Source organism: Agrobacterium tumefaciens, assembly GCA_025559845.1.
Lineage (GTDB): Bacteria > Pseudomonadota > Alphaproteobacteria > Rhizobiales > Rhizobiaceae > Agrobacterium.
The window spans coordinates 415628-432720 of record CP048470.1 but is presented as its reverse complement, the minus strand read 5'-3'; the positions used below and the strand labels follow the sequence as shown (position 1 = coordinate 432720).

The 17093-nt window shown below is 57.6% G+C and carries 14 protein-coding genes; 13 read left to right on the top strand and 1 reads right to left on the bottom strand.

Annotation, left to right across the window (positions count from 1 at the left end):
* Window positions 1-4: 4 nt before the first annotated feature.
* From FY156_18465 to FY156_18405, 13 genes are all read left to right on the top strand, one after another.
* Entirely contained in the window at window positions 5-1561 is a 1557-nt protein-coding gene (locus tag FY156_18465) for a hydantoinase/oxoprolinase family protein (protein ID UXS03542.1), read from the top strand.
* Window positions 1554-2687: a DUF917 domain-containing protein gene (locus tag FY156_18460; GenBank protein UXS03541.1), complete on the top strand. Its 1134-nt coding sequence runs from the start codon at window positions 1554-1556 to the stop codon at window positions 2685-2687. The genes FY156_18465 and FY156_18460 overlap by 8 nt, the downstream gene beginning before the upstream one ends.
* A 39-nt stretch (window positions 2688-2726) precedes the next feature.
* Complete coding sequence (locus tag FY156_18455) at window positions 2727-4322, top strand: ABC transporter substrate-binding protein (protein UXS03540.1); 1596 nt, start codon at window positions 2727-2729, stop codon at window positions 4320-4322.
* A 152-nt stretch (window positions 4323-4474) separates the two neighbouring features.
* A complete protein-coding gene (locus tag FY156_18450) occupies window positions 4475-5551 on the top strand; it encodes a DUF917 domain-containing protein (GenBank protein ID UXS03539.1) in 1077 nt (358 codons plus the stop codon).
* Entirely contained in the window at window positions 5548-7086 is a 1539-nt protein-coding gene (locus tag FY156_18445; GenBank protein UXS03538.1) for a hydantoinase/oxoprolinase family protein, read from the top strand. The genes FY156_18450 and FY156_18445 overlap by 4 nt, the downstream gene beginning before the upstream one ends.
* 33 nt (window positions 7087-7119) lie before the next feature.
* The gene (locus FY156_18440; GenBank protein ID UXS03537.1) at window positions 7120-8064 is read left to right on the top strand and encodes an isoaspartyl peptidase/L-asparaginase; all 945 of its coding nucleotides are present in this window, start codon (window positions 7120-7122) and stop codon (window positions 8062-8064) included.
* A 172-nt stretch (window positions 8065-8236) separates the two neighbouring features.
* A complete protein-coding gene (locus FY156_18435; GenBank protein UXS03536.1) occupies window positions 8237-9142 on the top strand; it encodes a LysR family transcriptional regulator in 906 nt (301 codons plus the stop codon).
* 181 nt (window positions 9143-9323) lie between these two features.
* Window positions 9324-10268: an ABC transporter permease gene (locus FY156_18430; GenBank protein ID UXS03535.1), complete on the top strand. Its 945-nt coding sequence runs from the start codon at window positions 9324-9326 to the stop codon at window positions 10266-10268.
* A complete protein-coding gene (locus FY156_18425; GenBank protein ID UXS03534.1) occupies window positions 10265-11083 on the top strand; it encodes an ABC transporter permease in 819 nt (272 codons plus the stop codon). The genes FY156_18430 and FY156_18425 overlap by 4 nt, the downstream gene beginning before the upstream one ends.
* Window positions 11080-12714: an ABC transporter ATP-binding protein gene (locus FY156_18420; protein UXS03533.1), complete on the top strand. Its 1635-nt coding sequence runs from the start codon at window positions 11080-11082 to the stop codon at window positions 12712-12714. The genes FY156_18425 and FY156_18420 overlap by 4 nt, the downstream gene beginning before the upstream one ends.
* A gap of 13 nt (window positions 12715-12727) precedes the next feature.
* Window positions 12728-13570 carry a class A beta-lactamase-related serine hydrolase gene (locus FY156_18415; protein UXS03532.1) on the top strand — a complete coding sequence of 281 codons (843 nt, stop codon included), beginning with the start codon at window positions 12728-12730 and terminating at the stop codon, window positions 13568-13570.
* A 30-nt stretch (window positions 13571-13600) separates the two neighbouring features.
* The gene (locus FY156_18410) at window positions 13601-15145 is read left to right on the top strand and encodes an ABC transporter substrate-binding protein (protein UXS03531.1); all 1545 of its coding nucleotides are present in this window, start codon (window positions 13601-13603) and stop codon (window positions 15143-15145) included.
* Window positions 15146-15267: 122 nt separating this feature from the next.
* Window positions 15268-16710: an amidohydrolase gene (locus tag FY156_18405; protein UXS03530.1), complete on the top strand. Its 1443-nt coding sequence runs from the start codon at window positions 15268-15270 to the stop codon at window positions 16708-16710.
* 92 nt (window positions 16711-16802) lie between these two features.
* Here the strand turns inward: FY156_18405 and rpsU are convergent, their stop codons facing one another.
* Window positions 16803-17033, bottom strand: a complete 231-nt coding sequence (rpsU, locus tag FY156_18400; protein ID UXS03529.1) for a 30S ribosomal protein S21 — start codon at window positions 17031-17033, stop codon at window positions 16803-16805.
* Window positions 17034-17093: the final 60 nt, after the last annotated feature.

Sequence of the window (17093 nt, the reverse complement as noted above, 5' to 3'; positions counted from 1 at the left end):
TGACGTGTATCGCGTTGGAATTGACGTCGGCGGCACGAATACTGATGCTGTCGTGCTACAGGAAAAAACCGTTCTGGCGGGGGTGAAAGCATCCACGACGGAAGATGTGACCACGGGTGTCATCGAGGCCCTGGAAAAAGTTATCGAAGCGTCCGGTATAGACCGGACTGCGATTGGTGCCGTGATGATCGGCACGACCCATTTCACCAATGCGGTGATCGAGCGCCGCCACATGGACCAGGTGGCGGCTGTCCGCCTCGGTCTGCCGTCTGGAGCGGGTTTGCCTCCGATGGTGGATTGGCCTGATGATCTCAAAGAAATCGTCGGTAATCACGGCTATCAGGTGAAGGGCGGTTATGAGTTCGACGGGCGCGAAATTGCGCCCCTCGATGAAGACGCCATTATCCGCATTGCATCCGACATTCGCGCCAAGGGCCTCAAGGCTGCCGCCGTAACCTGCGTGTTCAGCGGCATCAATGACGCGATGGAACTGCGCACCAAGGAAATTCTGCAAGAGCGTTGCCCGGGCCTGCCTGTGGTGATGTCCAAGGATATCGGTCGCCACGGTCTCCTGGCACGCGAAAGCGCGGCGATCATGAACGCCAGCCTGCTGTCGCTTGCCGATCGCACGGTCGAAGCCTTCGGCAAGGCGCTGAAGGCAGCTGGCATCACATGCCCGTTTTACATTACCCAGAACGACGGCACGCTGATGGCGGCAGACGTTGTCCGGGCATTCCCGGTCTTGACCTTTGCGTCCGGCCCGACAAACTCCATGCGCGGTGCAGCCTTCCTGACGGGCCTCAAAGACGCGGTTGTGGTGGATGTCGGCGGTACGACATCAGACGTCGGGTCTCTCGCTCACGGCTTCCCGCGGCAGGCTTCGACAACCGTCGATATCGGCGGTGTTCGTACAAACTTCCGTATGCCGGATGTATTTTCGATCGGCCTCGGCGGCGGTTCGCTTGTCGTCAATGGCGATCACGGACTGACCGTTGGCCCGAAATCGGTCGGTTACCGCGTTCGCAAAGACGCTCTCTGCTTTGGTGGCTCGACACTGACGGCCACGGACATTGCGGTCGCCTCCGGCAAGGCTGACGTGGGTGACAAGGCGCTCGTTTCGGGTCTCGATACGTCTCTGGTCGAAGCCGCTGTTTCCAAGATGAATGCCATGCTGGAATCCTGCGTCGAGCGGAGCCGCATTTCCTCCTCACCGGTGCCGGTTATTGCTGTTGGTGGGGGATCGATCCTGATGCCTGATCGCATCGGTGAGCTCGAGGTTATCCGTCCGGAAAACTTTGCCGTTGCCAACGCTGTCGGTGCAGCCATTGCCCAGATCAGCGGTGAAACAGATCGCGTCTTCTCGCTGATCGATGGTCGTACACGTGAGAGTGCACTCGCCGAGGCGGAAGCGGAAGCCCGTGAAAAGGCTATCGCTGCAGGGGCTTCTGCAGAAACGCTTGAGGTGATCGAGCGCGAGGATATGCCGCTCGCTTACCTACCGGGCAATGCCACCCGTATTCATGTGAAAGTCGTTGGAGAAATGGGAGCCTATCATGGCTGAGACGCACAAGCTCAAATATGACGAGGCGGCATTGCGTACGCTGACGGTCGAGGATCTGGATGCGCTGGAAATCGGTGCTGGTATTCTCGGTACTGGCGGTGGCGGTAATCCGTACCAGGGCAAGCTGCTGGCGCTTGAGGCGATGAAGGCCGGTTACGAGATGAAAATCCTCGCAACAGATGCCATCGAGCCGGACGCGCTCTGCATGTCTATCGGAGGCATTGGCGCGCCGGTAGTAGGCGTCGAGCGCATTCGCGAAGGTCGCGAAGGGCTGCGTTGCCTGCGCGCCATGGAAGAGCTGATCCGCACGCCGATCGATGCGATCGTCTGTGAGGAAATTGGGGGGTCCAACTCGATGAACCCGCTGGTAACGGCGGCACTCGGCGGGTTGCCAATCCTCGATTGCGACGGCATGGGGCGCGCTTTCCCTGAAATGCAGATGACCACCTTCTCGATCTACGGCCACAGTTCCACGCCGTCTGTCATGTGTGATCTGCACGGCAACGCCGTTATCTTCAGCCACGCTGTTTCCGAAGTGTGGCACGAGCGTATGGCGCGTGCTTGCGTCGTGGCGCAGGGCGGTGGCGCAATGTTGGCGACCGCGCCAATGCAGGCGCATTACGTGCACCAGTACGGTATCCCGAAAACCTACACCAAGGCGATTGCACTCGGTGAGGCGGTGATCCGTGCCCGGAAAGAACAGCAGGACCCGATTGCAGCCATCTGCGCGCTGGAAGGTGGCCGCCGCATCTTCAACGGCAAGATCACTGATCTGAAACGTCATCTGCGCGGCGGCTTTGCGGTTGGCGATATCGAACTCTCAGGTTTCGATGACTGTGCCGGCCAGACCGCAGGCGTTGCCATCCAGAACGAGTTCCTGCTGTTCAGCCGCGATGGCAAGGTTGAAGTAACGGTGCCCGATCTCATCGTGTTGCTCGATGTTGATACCGGCTATCCGATCACGACAGAAGTTCTGCGCTACGGCCAGCGCGTGGCTGTCGTTGCCATTCCCTGCCACGACCTCTTGCGGACTGCACGTGCACTCGACGTCGTGGGGCCTGCTGCTTTTGGCTACCCGGAAATCGCTTTTTCGCCATTGCCCGCGCTGACGCGGAAGGCTGCCTGATCATAAGCGGGATGATCCCGCATAAAGAGGAGAACTAAAATGAAAGTGCCTGCCCTTCATTCCCGTCTTGCCGTGCTTGCGCTCGGTACGGCGCTTGCTTTGCCCATGGCTTTCTCTGCCAAGGCAGCGGAAGACAAGGTGTCGATTGCGGTCAACACCATGCAGATCTTCAGCTCTCTCGACCCGGCCAAGGTAACGGATTACACCGGTTACATGGCCATCGTGAACATGTATGACGGCCTGACGACAGTTAATCCCAAGGGTGAGATCGTTCCGCATCTGGCCAAGTCCTGGGACATCTCTGAAGACGGCCTGACCTATACGTTCCACCTGCGCGACGATGCGAAGTTCCAGGACGGTACCGCGGTCAAGGCATCGGATATCGTCTGGTCCGTTCAGCGTCTGGTTGGCATTAATAAGGGACCGTCGAACCTTATCGTCGGCGTGCTGAAACCCGAAAACGTGACTGCTCCGGACGAAAAGACCGTTGTCATGAAGATCGAGCGCCAGTTCTCGCCGTTCATGGCAGCGACTCCACTGATGATGGCACTGAACAAAACGTTGATCGAAGCCAACGCAAAGCCTGACGACAAGTGGGGCGAGGCGTATGTCGGTGAACACTCTGCCGGCTCCGGCCCTTACAAGCTGGTCAGCTACAATCGCTCCGCCGACATGGTGATCGACCGTAACCCGGATTACTTCCTTGGCTGGAACAAGGGCAAACCGATCGATGAAGTCCGGTTTGTGCAGACAAGCGACGATGCGACGGTTAAAGCGTTGGCTGAAAAGGGTGAACTCGGCCTTACGTCCCACGGCCTTGGCAACGACACTTACGAGTCCATTGGCAAGATGGATGGTTACAAGCTGATCCAGACCCGCACATCCGGCGGCTTTGTCATCAAGCTCAACACCAAGGTCTACCCAACTGACGACGTCCACGTTCGCCGCGCAATTGCCTATGCGACGGACTACAAGACGATCCAGGAAGTAATCTATCCCGGCTTCGACATGCAGGGCCCGCTTTCTACAGCATTCAAGGATGCACATAACGGCGACATTCAGCCGGGCGTTTACGACCTTGAAAAAGCCAAGGAAGAACTCGCGAAGTCGAAATATGCCGGGCAGAAGATCACGCTCGTCAACAGCTACGTCGCGTCGCTTGCCTTTGAGGCGGAAGTGGCCCTGTTGCTGCAATCCAGCCTGGAGCAGATCGGTATTACGCTCGACATCAAGCCGGAGCCGTGGAACCGCATCGTGGAACTCTCCTCTAAGCCGGAAACCACGCCTGCCTCGACACAGGTGAACATTTCGCCGACCTATCCGTCGCCGGATGCGATGTTCTACAACCAGTATCATTCAAAGGCATCGGGTACGTGGATGTCCATGGAATGGCTGCAGAACGCAGAGGTCGACGGTTTGATCGATAAGGTCCGCTCGACAACCGACGTTTCCGAGCAGAATGCGACCTACAAGGAATTGCAGACCAAGATTGCCGATCTTCAGCCGGATGTATGGGCGGTTTCCCCGAACCGTCGTTACGGTGCCAACAAGTGCCTTCAGGGCTACGAGTTTATTCCGATGCAGAGCTGGGATCTGAATTTCTCCAACTTCCATTGGGACTGCAAGGCGAACTGATCGCTTTCCCTTTGACGACACTTGGTCTCGCCGATCGGGCGGGGCCAACCCCCAAACGTTCCTGCGCACGCGCCTGAATGCGGTGCGCAATCTGAAAAAGGATAGGGCGTCGCTGTCGCATCCCTTGGATGCGCGACGCTTCAGGGTGACGCATGTTCCAGGAATTTTCCGAAGACGATATCGAACCTCTAGCCACTGGTGCGTGGATATTGGGTACGGGAGGTGGCGGCAACCCGTACATCTCGACCCTCAATCTTCGTCGTCTCTATGCCGAAGGACGCCGGGTACAGGTCATGGACCCCATGGCGCTTGAGGATGATGATATGGTCGCGGTCGTCTCCAAGATGGGGGCGCCACTCGTCGGCCAGGAGCGTTTGGGTGATCCTACCCACCTCGCTCGCGCTGTCGAGGTCATGGAGGATTATCTGGGACGGCCCTTCCGTGCGATCATGAGCGTCGAAATCGGTGGATCGAACGCGCTCTCATCTTTCCTCGCTGCCGCCATGCTTGATCGGCCTGTGGTGAATGCCGATGCAATGGGTCGTGCCTATCCAGAAGCGCAGATGACGTCTTTTGCCATCGGTAACCTGCCTATGTTCCCGCTGTCGCTCGTTGACGTGCGTGATAACGAGGTCATCGTAACCCGCGCTGCTTCCTGGAAATGGATGGAGCGGCTATCGCGCAAGGTCTGCACCGAGGTTGGATCGACGGCGGCAACATGCAAGGCGCCACGCACCGGAAAAGAAGTAAAAGAGTGGGGCATCCACTACACCGTCACCAAGGCAACGGCGCTAGGCAGGGCTGTGATGGAGGCTCGTGCCCGCCATGACGATCCGGTAAAGGCGGTTCTCGACCACGAAGGTGGTAAGCAATTGTTCCGTGGCAAGGTGATCGACGTTGCCCGCGAAACGACCGGCGGCTTCCTGCGCGGCAATACGATCATTGAAGGCATCGACGCCGACAAAGGCTCGCGCATGGAACTTGCGTTTCAGAATGAATGGGCTGTGGCATTTCGCGATGGCGAACCGGTTGGCATGACACCGGATTTGTTGTGCCTGCTCGATACTATCTCTGGCAGTGCCATCGGAACGGAATCCGTTCGTTACGGCCAGCGTGTGACGGTTGTCGCTCTGCCGGCACCTGAGCTTTTGACGACGCCTGCGGGCATCGCCGCCGTCGGTCCGCGCGCCTTCGGTTATGACATTGATTTCAGATCGGTATTCCCATGAAACGCATCGGTATTGACGTTGGCGGCACCAATACGGATGCCGTTCTGATTGATGGAGAAAAGATCGTAGCGTCGATCAAGGTTCCGACGACGCAGGATGTTCTCTCGGGTGTGAAGGCAGCTCTTGGGCACGTTGCGGGTTATGTTGGCCCGGCGGATCGTCTAATCGATGCCGTGATGATCGGCACCACACACTTCACCAACGCAGTCGTTGAACGTGCCCGCCTTGAACGCGTTGCGGCTATTCGCATCGCGCTGCCAACGGGGGCGTCGCTGCCGCCGATGTGTGACTGGCCGAAAGATCTCTACGACGCCGTCGATCCGATGATCTTCATGGTGCATGGCGGTCATGAATATGACGGCAGCCCGCTGGTGCCGATGGTCCCTGGCGAAATCCGAGATGCGGCGATGAAGATCCGCGATGCCGGCATCACCTCGATCGCCATTTCCGCGACCTTCTCGCCATTGACAACGGAATGCGAGATCCGCGCCGCAGAAATCGTCCGGTCTGTCATCCCGGATGCACGCATCACCCTGTCTCACACCTTGGGCCGTATCGGCCTACTCGAACGCGAGAACGTGGCGCTTCTCAACGCGGCCCTGCAGACACTCGGCAAGACGACCGTTCAGGCATTTTCCGATGCCCTGTCTGAAGCCGGCGTTACAGCGCCATTCTACCTCACGCAGAATGACGGCACTGTTGCACTTGCCGATATTGCTGCTGCAAACCCTGTTCACAGCTTCGCATCCGGCCCGACGAACTCGATGCGTGGCGCAGCCTTTCTGACTGGTCTCGCGGATGCCATGGTGGTGGACGTCGGCGGAACAACATCCGATATCGGCTGCCTTGTCGGTGGGTTCCCGAGGGAGGCAAACAACATCGTGCATATCGGTGGTGTCAGAACCCTGTTCCGGATGCCGGACCTTTTGCCGATCGCGCTTGGCGGCGGTACGATCATAGACCCCGAAACGGGCAAGATCGGCCCGCGCTCGGTCGGTTATCGAATTCTGACTGAAGCGCGCGTCTTCGGTGGTAACACGTTGACGACTTCAGACATTGCCGTTGCTGCCGGTCTGATCGAGATGGGCGATAGGGACCGGGTCAAGGACCTCGATCCTGCTTTCGTTCAGTCGACGCTTTCGCGTATCCGCGACATGGTCGCAGACAGTTTCGACCAGATGAAGACCTCTGCCGAGGATGTCCCGCTCGTTGCTGTTGGCGGCGGTGCGTTTCTTATCCCGGAAGATGTTCCAGGCGCCTCTGAAGTGTTGCGTGTCGAAAACGCGGGCGTCGCCAACGCGCTTGGTGCTGCCATGGCGCAGGTTTCCGGAGAAGTCGATCAGGTCTTCTCGGGCATGAGCCGGGATGAGGCCCTGGTAAAGGCGGAAACCGAGGCACAGGATGCGGCAGTTTCGTCAGGTGCTGACCGTTCCAGCCTCAAGACACTTGAGGTAGAGGATATCCCGATTGCCTATTTGCCTGGCGGAGCGCGGCGCGTGCGCGTACGTGTCATCGGCGATATCGCATTCGCATGATGGATGACGGTCTGACCGTAACGGAGTGAAACAATGACGAAAATCGCATTGGCGATCCACGGTGGCTGCGGCGTGATGCCGGAAGACAGTATGACGGCACAGGAGTGGTCCGAGGCTCGCGACGATCTTGCCGAAGCGCTACGGGCCGGTTACACGGTGCTTAAAACTGGCGGAACGGCTCTGGCGGCGGTCGAGGCTGCTGTTATGGTGATGGAAGACAGTCCCCATTTCAACGCAGGCCACGGTGCGGCTTTGAATGAGAAGGGCATTCACGAGCTGGATGCCTCGATTATGGACGGTGCAACGCTTGCCGCAGGTGCCATAAGCGCAGCCCGCTCCATCCGCAATCCAGTCAAAGCAGCCCGTGTCCTTATGGAGGACGAAAGAGCCGTTTACCTGACAGGTGCTGCGGCAGATCGTTTTGCCCAAGAAAAGGGTCTCCCGGTCGAGCCGCAAAGCTATTTTACGACAAAAAAACGTCTTGAGGCTCTTGAGGCAATGAAAGCTCACGTAGTGGCTGGGACCGAGGCAACTGAAAACGAAAAACACGGGACGGTGGGTGCTGTTGCACTGGATGCGGCAGGACATCTTGCTGCTGCGACATCGACGGGCGGTTACACGAACAAGCCTGATGGCCGTGTCGGCGACAGTCCGGTGATCGGTGGCGGAACCTATGCACGAGATGGTGTTTGCGCTGTTTCCGGTACGGGAAAGGGCGAATTTTTTATCCGTTATGTCGTCGGTCACGAAATCGCATCCCGTGTCGCCTATCTCGGCCAGGATCTCGAAACGGCGGCTGGCGGATTGGTGCATGGAGACCTCGCGCCGCACAAGATCGGTGCTGGCCTTGTTGCCATCGACAAGGACGGTCTGGTTACTGCCCCCTATAATACGGCCGGCATGTTCCGTGGATGGGTCGCGCCGGATGGCAAAGCCTTCGTTGCGACGCATGACAAGGTTTTCGAGATAACACTCTGAAAACCAAAACCGCATAGGGTTTGAGTGCGTATGCTCCGCGGCGAGGGTGCTTGAGACTGGAACGGGCGTATCCTATAGCGTTTTTTCAGCGGTATTGTGTTTGCCGCTGAACAGACGTGCCATAACCGTAGGGCTGAAGCCGCGCGGTTGGCATGCAAAAGGGGCGGGGATCATGAATTTCAAGCAACTCGAAGTCTTGCGAACCCTTCTCTCAACCGGGTCGACCATCGCCACGGCCAAGGCGATGGGGCTTAGCCAATCGGGTGTGAGCCGCCTACTTGCGCAGCTTGAAGAAGACCTCGCGCTCACCCTTTTTGCCCGTGACAAAGGACGGTTGATCCCGACCCCGGAAGCGGCAATTCTTGCAAATGACGCAGAAAATGTTCTGCTTGCCATAGACCGGATGTCGGGCCACGCAGAAGACCTGCGCAATGGAGCAGCAGGCCCGGAAACCGTGCGCATCGGTTTGCCAAGCAGCATGTGGGAGAATTTCGCCCCTGCCATGCTGATTGACTACGTCAGGGACTTTCCCGGCATCAAGATCGAAACATTCTTTGAAAGCACGACGGCCATCAACAGGCTGGTCGATGAGCGTGTAATCGACATCGGTTTCTTGCGCATGGAAGGCGAGATCGCACCCGGGATCGACGTCGAGCAGGTTGCGACCGGCAACAGCGTCTGTGTCGTCAGGCGTGATCACCCTCTTGCCGAGTTCGAGGCAATTACGGCAAAAGATCTCCGCAATGTCCCACTCATACTGATCGGTCGCCAAAGACCGAACAGAATGGCACTCGATCAGGTCTTCAAGAAAGCTGGCGTCAAACCCATGATCAAGATCGAGACACATACGAACAGTTCCGCATGCTCTTACGTCGCCCATGGGCTTGGTGTAACAATCATCAGCAGCTTCTATGCAAACCTCTACAAGCATCTGCCTGTCGTCGCGCGACCATTCCTACCGCAGGCCACGCAGGAATTTGGCCTTGCGCGGGCAGCCGGCGCACCGCTGTCGATCGCCGCGCAAGCGCTGAGTGACGCATTAAAGCGGCAAATTCAGCTCTCGCAAAAAGACGATTGAAAACAGAAGCCTGCCGCTGGTTCTTCAGTCATTATGGGCGCCCTGTTACCCTGTCTAATCCGCATAGGGGTATGACGGTTTCGCATAATATTGCGAAGCGTATCTCAATCCGTCATAGTTTTTGACAATGAAACCGATAGAGGCGGCAGATTTTGTCTCCGCTTCGAATCGTGGGGAACCAATGATTAGATTCATACTCAGCCGCCTTCTGATGGCGTTGCCGACGATCGTACTCGTTTCGATCACGGTCTTTGCACTTATCCGCTTTATTCCTGGCGATCCCGCCGCCCTCATGCTGGGCGATATGGCGCAACCGGAACAGATCGCGCAGATGCGCACCGAACTGGGGCTCGACAAGTCGATGCCGCAGCAGTTCGTCATCTGGGCGGGAAATGTACTGCAAGGCGATTTCGGTCGCTCGATCGTGAATGACGAGGCGGTTCTGCCGCTTGTCGTTTCCCGGTTCATGGTCAGTGCGGAAATCGTCGTCGTTGCCGTCATCCTGGCAAGTCTGCTCGCGGTTCCTGCGGGCGTGATCGCTGCGTGGCGGCAAAATAGCCTTACCGACCTCGCGCTTGTCGGAACGGCGACGGTTCTTCTGTCCATCCCGACATTCTGGCTTGGGCTTCTTTTGATGCTGCTGTTCGGGCTCAAGCTCGGTTGGCTGCCCGTGCTGGGGTATGTCTCCATCGGCGACAACATTGTCGGTGGCATGCTCTATCTGGTTCTGCCGGTAATGACGCTTGTCATTCATGAAATGGGCGTTTTGATCCGAATGGCACGCGCATCGACGCTTGAAGTCTTGCGGCTCGACTACATCACCCACGCACGTGCCAAGGGCCTCTCCGAAAGCGCCGTACTTTGGCGTCACGCCTTCAAGAACGCGTTCGGTCCGACGTGGACGATGATCGGTCTCATCCTTGGCAACCTGCTCGGAGGTATCGCAGTCATCGAGACAGTCTTTACCATTCCCGGCCTCGGCAGATTGATGGTCGATAGCATCTTCGCTCGCGATTATCCCGTCATTCAGGGATGCCTGCTCTTCGTGTCGCTGTCCTATGTGCTGGTCAACCTTGTTGTCGACCTCCTTTATCCCCTCTTTGATCCGCGTGTTGTTGCCGAATGAAAAAGTTTACCTTCAACGGGCTCATCGGTGGCTTCCTGATCGCCCTACTTCTTCTCACCGCCGTGATCGGCCTCTTCTGGACCCCTTACGACCCGATGAAGCTCAGCTTCACCGCACGACTGGCCGGCCCCGGGGGTGCGCATCTGCTCGGAACGGACGAATTTGGCCGTGATGTCCTCAGCCGCCTCATGGTTGGCGCTCGCGCCAGCGTCTGGATCGGTTTCCTGACTGTCGCATTTGCCACCATCTTCGGCACGCTTATAGGTCTTGTCAGCGGTTATGCCCGCGGTTGGGTCGATGGTGTAATCATGGCCGCCAACAATGCACTCCTGGCCTTTCCAGGCATCCTGCTTGCGCTCGGATTGCTCGCAGTTTTCGGTGCCAACCAATACGGCATCATCTTTGCGCTCGGCATCGCCTATACGCCATCCATGGCCCGCGTGGTGCGTGGCGCTGTGTTATCGTTACGGGAACGTGAGTTCATCGAGGCGTCGCTGGTGATGGGCAACAGCGAACTCTACACGATGTTTCGCCATATCCTGCCGAACTGCGTGGCACCGATCACCGTACTCGCGACCTCGATGTTCGGCTGGGCAATCCTCTCAGAGAGTGCGCTGTCCTTCCTTGGCCTTGGGGTTCCGCCTCCGGCGCCGACGTGGGGCAATATGCTGGCTGCCGGTCGCCCGTTCATCCAGCAGGCCGTCTGGTTGGGCCTCTTCCCGGGCCTGTGCATCGCCCTCACGCTGCTTGGCATCAATCTCCTAGGCGACGCCCTTCGCGACAAACTTGACCCGCGCATGAGAGGTCTGAAATGAACACGAACACTCTACTCACCGTTCGCGATCTTTCGCTCGAAGTGGCAAGATCGGGGCACGAGGTCGTCAAGGGTATTTCCTTCGATATCGCCCCTGGAGAAATCTTCGGCATCGTCGGCGAAAGCGGCTCAGGCAAGACGCTGGCCACAAGAGCGTTGATTTCGCTTTTACCGCCAGCTGTCCGGACGACCGGTGGATCGATTTCCTACAAGGGCAAGGACGTCATGTCCCTGTCAGATGGTGACCTCCGCAGGTTGCGCGGCGCCGAGATTGGCGTTGTCTTCCAGGAGCCGATGACCTCGCTCAATCCGTCGATGTTGATTGGCAAGCAGCTTGAGGAAGGCCTCATCCTGCACACCAAGGCATCGGCGGAGGAGCGCAAGGTCCGTATCCTCGATATGCTGCGACGGGTTGGCATTCGCGATCCGGAAGCCGCGCTGACGTCCTATCCGCACGAGTTTTCTGGCGGCATGCGCCAGCGCATCATGTTGGCATCCGTCATGCTGCTAAAGCCGGCGCTTCTTATTGCTGATGAGCCGACGACGGCACTCGACGCTGTGATCCAGCGAGACGTCATGGAACTTATGGTCGAACTGACGCGCGCGGAAGGTACTGCCGTTTTGCTCATCAGCCACGACCTGCCAATGGTCGCGCGCTACACCAGCCGCATCGTCGTCATGGAAAAGGGCACTATCGTCGAGGAAGGGCGAACCGAAGACCTCCTGGAAGCGCCACAGCACCCGTACACGAAAAAGCTTCTGTCTTCGCTGCCGTTCCGAGGCGAATTGCGCTCTGTCGACAGGTCGCAGACGCCGATGGTGTCCGCTCGAGATATTGTCGTTGATTATGCTGGCCGGAAATCGCTGTTGAAGAAAGCAAAGGCTAAGCGTGCTCTGCATGGTGTCAGCATCGATATTCATGCCGGCGAGGTCGTTGCGCTCGTTGGCGGCTCTGGTTCAGGTAAGACAACGCTCGGGCGTACAATTGCCGGTCTGGTCAGTGAAAGCGAAGGCCAGATCCGGTTCCAGGGCAAGGCGCGCAATGAAAATTGGTCGGACTACCGCCTCAATTGCCAGATGGTCTTCCAGGATCCTTACTCGTCGCTCGATCCACGTATGACCATCCTGGCGCTCGTGGAGCAGGCTTTGCGCCAGGTTCCAGGGCTCGACAGTGCTGCAAAGCGCAAACGGGCGCTGGAAACGCTGGAGGAGGTGGGCCTAGGGGCCGACTATGCCAACCGTTATCCGCATGAACTTTCCGGCGGTCAGCGTCAACGTGTGGCGATTGCCCGTGCAGTGGCACGGCGCCCTCGGTTCCTGATCGCCGATGAACCGGTCTCTGCCCTTGATGTGACCGTTCGCGCCCAGGTGCTCGACCTCTTCTCCGATCTCCAGAAACGCTACGGGTTTTCCTGCCTGTTCATTAGCCACGACCTTGGTGTCGTCGAACAGGTCGCTGATCGGGTCGTCGTTATGCAGGACGGACGCATCATCGAGGAAGGGGATCGCAATACGATTTTCGACAGCCCGAAGGAGGCCTATACGCGCCGGCTCCTCTCGGCCATTCCCGCCCTTGACCAGAACGAAAAGGGCGGCGTGACACTCAAATGGCGTCTTGAAGATGAAGCTTGACAGGGAAATGACGATGACCGTGGCCGCTCAATTGAATGCGATCTGTGATGAACAGCCATTCGTAACACGTTTTATGGTCCGCAACCTCCTAACGGGTGAGGAGATTGGACGAGGGGAAAACGTGGAAACACCGTCCGGAAGCACCCGCAAGACTTCGATCATGATGGCGGTTCTGAAAGCCGCTACCGAAGGACGGATCGATCTCGACCAGCCCGTCACCTACGAAAAGAGATTGGCGGAAGAAGTTGCAAGCGGCATGTTCCGCTACATGACACCCGGTATCGTGATCTCGTTGCGTGATGCCGTCACAGGCATGATGGTTCTGAGCGATAACGTCTGCACGAAGATGGTCCTCGAACGGCTGACGCTCGAGGAAGTAGACGGCTACTGCAAGTCGCTTGGCATGGCCAACACACACCATCGTTTCCTGATCCCGCCATTGGCACTTGCCGCTGATCATCCTCTGAAAACCGTCACAACCACATCGGCCGCAGACCAGGTCCTTCTGCTGCAGACCATTCTCGATGCCCAATCGTCAAAGCTGGCACAGGAGAAACTAGGCTGCAGCGCCGAGGCTTGTGCATGGGCTCTGCAGACACTGAAAAATCAGGTGCTGCGTTACGGGATTCGATCCCGCCTGCCGTTTGAGGCAGTCGTTGCCAGCAAGAGCGGTCGCGGCAAGCGGGGAAGGATGGACGCCGGCATCGTTTATAAAAACGGCGCACCGTTCTTCATCATCACCACCTATACCGACGACGTCGCCCAGACGATGGCGGACGGAACGCCGGGTTACACCATGGCACTCGAAACCATCGGCAAGCTCTCGCAGGTTTGCTGGTCCGGATTTCAATCTTGAAAACCAACAACAGAAAAAGAGGGTAGAACATTGAAAAAGCTTCTTTTGGCAGGGGTCGCCCTGCTTGTGACCACCAATATTGCTGCGGCGCGCGACATCACAATTGCGCAGAGTTCTGACCTGCGTAGCAACAATCCCGGCGTTAATCGCGACGGCAACACCGATGGCGTCATCCTCCATATTGTCGAGGGCCTGGTGGGCTATACCAACAGTGGAGAGGTCAAGCCGCTTCTCGCCAAGAGCTTTGAAACGTCGGCTGATGGCCTGAACTACACCTTCAAGCTCAGGACCGACGTAAAATTCCACAACGGGAAGGCCCTGACTGCGGATGACGTCGTCTGGAACTGGACGCGCTACCTGAAGCCTGAGACAAAGTGGACTTGCCGTAACGATTTTGCCGAGGGAGGCGCAGCCCATGTGACTGGCGTCAAGGCGGTTGACGCGGGAACCGTCGAAATCACCCTGGAAAAACCCTCCGCGGTTTTCCTTGGTCTGATGTCGCGCCCTGAGTGCGGTTATACCGGCATCATTTCGCCTGAATCGGTCAGTGCAGACGGCAGCTTCATCAAACCCATCGGGACCGGACCGTTCCAGTGGGACGAATGGAAGAAGGGCGAATATATTCGCCTGGCGAAATTCGCCGAGTATGTGTCGCCTGAAAACGATGGAAAACCCGACGGCATGGTCGGTTCCAAGCGTCCGCTGGCGGATGGCATCAAGTTCATGGTCATTCCGGATGCATCGACGGTCAAGGCCGGTCTGGAATCGGGTGTTCTCGACACGGCCGAAATTTCACCTGACTTGATCCCGGAGTTTCAGTCGAACGACAAGACCCAGCTCATCGTATCGCGCAACAACGGCAAGAACCTCTTTTATATCCAGACCCGCGACAAGGTCCTGAGCAACCCGGGCGTGCGTCGCGCGATGGCCATGGCACTCGATCTTGATGAACTGGCGGCGGCGGCTTCAAACGGAACAGGTGAAGCCAACGGCTCGATGGTGTCGCAGGATTCCGTCTACTTTGACGATACCCAGAAGAAGCGGCTGCCTTACGATCCTGAAGCCGCCAAAAAGGAACTTGAAGCTGCCGGTTACAAGGGCGAGCCGATCTCCATCATCGCCAACAAGCGCGGCAACGTTCCAAGCTTCCCGGCTGCCGTCATGGCGCAGGCCATGATGCAACAGGTCGGGCTCAACGTTCAGATTGAAGTTCTCGATTACGCAACACAGGTCGATCGCCGCCGTTCGGGCAACTATCAGGTGATCTCGCAGTCTGTCGCTCCGCGCCTTGATCCTGCGCTCATGTATTCCTTCTACGTCGGCAACAAGGACAAGAACGCGTCCTTGATGTGGGATGATCCAAAAGCGGTCGAACTGATGAATGCCGCCTATCTGGAGGCCGATCCGGCCAAGCGTGGCAAGATTTTCGACGAGTTCCACGAACTGATGCTGAAGGAAATGCCCGGCATCTTCCTTTACGACATGGTCGATGTGTGGGGCGCGACCAAGAAGTTGAAGGGCCAGCCCGTGTGGCAATCCAACGCCCGCCTCTGGGAAGTATCGGTCGAGAACTAACTCTTCTGTCCGCGTCAGACATCTGACGCGGACTTTCATCTTTTACGACCACGAGTCCGGCGGTCTTGCCGCCGGGGGATTTTTTGCGCCCGATTTCGGGCAAGTGAATGCGAGGACAAGCCATGGACCAAAATGCCGTTATGTCGATTGCGGCGGCGATCGAAAAAATGAAGCCGGATTTTGCGCTTATCAGCGACAGCATCTGGGATTACGCGGAACTGAAATTCGAAGAGACACGATCCTCCGCCATTCTGTCAAACACGCTCGAGAAAAACGGTTTTGCCGTCCGTCGAGGTGTTGCCGGTATGGATACGGCATTCATCGGCGAGTTTGGTTCTGGAAAGCCGGTGATTGCGCTTCTTGGCGAGTTCGATGCGCTGGCAGGGATGAACCAGACGGCGAATGTTGCTGAACCGTTGTCCGAACGCTCTGGCGATACCGGGCATGGGTGCGGCCACAATCTCCTTGGCGTCGGATCGCTAATGGCGGCGATTGCGCTCGCAAGGCACCTGAAGGAGAATGGTTTGCCCGGCACTATCCGGTATTACGGCTGCCCAGGTGAAGAGGGCGGCTCCGGTAAAACCTTCATGGTCAGGGCAGGGCTATTCGATGATGTCGATGCGGCGCTTACGTGGCATCCGGCGCCCTTCAATGGTGTCCGCTCCACCAACAACCTCGCGGTTCTTGAGTACTTCTACCGCTTCAAGGGTGTCGCCGCCCACGCATCGAATGCTGCACATCTCGGGCGCTCGGCCCTGGATGCCGTGGAGTTGATGAATGTCGGCGTCAATTTCCTACGCGAGCACATGCCGCAGGATTGCCGGGTGCATTATGCGATCACCGACACGGGCGGCAAGGCGGCCAACGTCGTTCAGGCCAAGGCTGAGGTGCTTTACCTCGTTCGGGCGCCCGAGATGTCGCAGGCGCTGGCTCTCGCGCAACGGGTCGACAAGGTCGCGCGCGGTGCGGCTATGATGACGGAAACGGACGTTGAAATCGTCTTCGACACGGCCTCAACAAATCTTCTTCCCAACATAACACTCGAGAGCGCGATGCATGCCAACATGGTCGCCTTGGGACCGATTGCATTCGATGAAGCAGACATCGCGTTTGCGAAGTCGATCCAGTCGACGTTTTCGGAAGAAGCGATCACGAGTAGCGTGAAGCTCTATCAGATCAGCGGCGACGTGTTCTTGAACGACAAGGTGGATGGGTCGGCACCCCTACATAGGGGATTGCGCGAATTTGAAGGCCATTCCCATTTCCGTGCCGGTTCGACGGATGTTGGCGATGTGAGCTGGGTAACGCCGACTGCTCAGTGCTGGACGCCGGCATGGGCGATAGGGACCAATCCGCACACCTGGCAAGTGGTTGCGCAGGGCAAGAGTGCTGCAGCCCACAAGGCGATGGCCCATGCAGCCAAAACCTTGGCGGCAACCGGATTGTCCTTGATGACATCACCAAAACTGCTTGAGAACGCTAAGATGGAGTGGCGCGAAAAGACCGGCGGCAAAGCCTATGTTTGCCCGATTCCCGACGATGTCATGCCGGGTGCACATCAATAAGAAGCGGGAACTAAGCCAGCAGAAAAACGGCGCCGGAATGAACATTCCAGCGCCGTTATTATTTTGCTTACGCTCCCTTAGGAGCGCCGATATTAACGAGTCTTCTTAGGCTTCGAAGGAAGAAGACCTTCACGCTGCAACTGCTTGCGTGCCAATTTTCTCTGACGGCTGACAGCCTCTGCCTTTTCGCGAGCCTTCTTGATGGAAGGCTTTTCAAAAGCTTCACGAAGACGCATCTCGCGGAAAATGCCTTCACGCTGAAGCTTCTTCTTGAGAACGCGCAGCGCCTGGTCAACATTGTTATCGCGAACTAAAACCTGCATATGCCCCTCTTGAGGTCGAATCTAAATGGTGCGCCACCATACTCATTTTGACGCAAAATC

Excerpts from the sequence above, each read along its gene's own strand:
- FY156_18460 (UXS03541.1), top strand. The coding sequence starts at position 1,554 with ATGGCTGAGACGCACAAGCTCAAATATGACGAGGCGGCATTGCGTACG.
- FY156_18455 (UXS03540.1), top strand. The coding sequence starts at position 2,727 with ATGAAAGTGCCTGCCCTTCATTCCCGTCTTGCCGTGCTTGCGCTCGGT.
- FY156_18450 (UXS03539.1), top strand. The coding sequence starts at position 4,475 with ATGTTCCAGGAATTTTCCGAAGACGATATCGAACCTCTAGCCACTGGT.
- FY156_18445 (UXS03538.1), top strand. The coding sequence starts at position 5,548 with ATGAAACGCATCGGTATTGACGTTGGCGGCACCAATACGGATGCCGTT.
- FY156_18440 (UXS03537.1), top strand. The coding sequence starts at position 7,120 with ATGACGAAAATCGCATTGGCGATCCACGGTGGCTGCGGCGTGATGCCG.
- FY156_18435 (UXS03536.1), top strand. The coding sequence starts at position 8,237 with ATGAATTTCAAGCAACTCGAAGTCTTGCGAACCCTTCTCTCAACCGGG.
- FY156_18430 (UXS03535.1), top strand. The coding sequence starts at position 9,324 with ATGATTAGATTCATACTCAGCCGCCTTCTGATGGCGTTGCCGACGATC.
- FY156_18425 (UXS03534.1), top strand. The coding sequence starts at position 10,265 with ATGAAAAAGTTTACCTTCAACGGGCTCATCGGTGGCTTCCTGATCGCC.
- FY156_18420 (UXS03533.1), top strand. The coding sequence starts at position 11,080 with ATGAACACGAACACTCTACTCACCGTTCGCGATCTTTCGCTCGAAGTG.
- FY156_18415 (UXS03532.1), top strand. The coding sequence starts at position 12,728 with ATGACCGTGGCCGCTCAATTGAATGCGATCTGTGATGAACAGCCATTC.
- FY156_18405 (UXS03530.1), top strand. The coding sequence starts at position 15,268 with ATGGACCAAAATGCCGTTATGTCGATTGCGGCGGCGATCGAAAAAATG.
- rpsU (UXS03529.1), bottom strand. The coding sequence starts at position 17,033 with ATGCAGGTTTTAGTTCGCGATAACAATGTTGACCAGGCGCTGCGCGTT.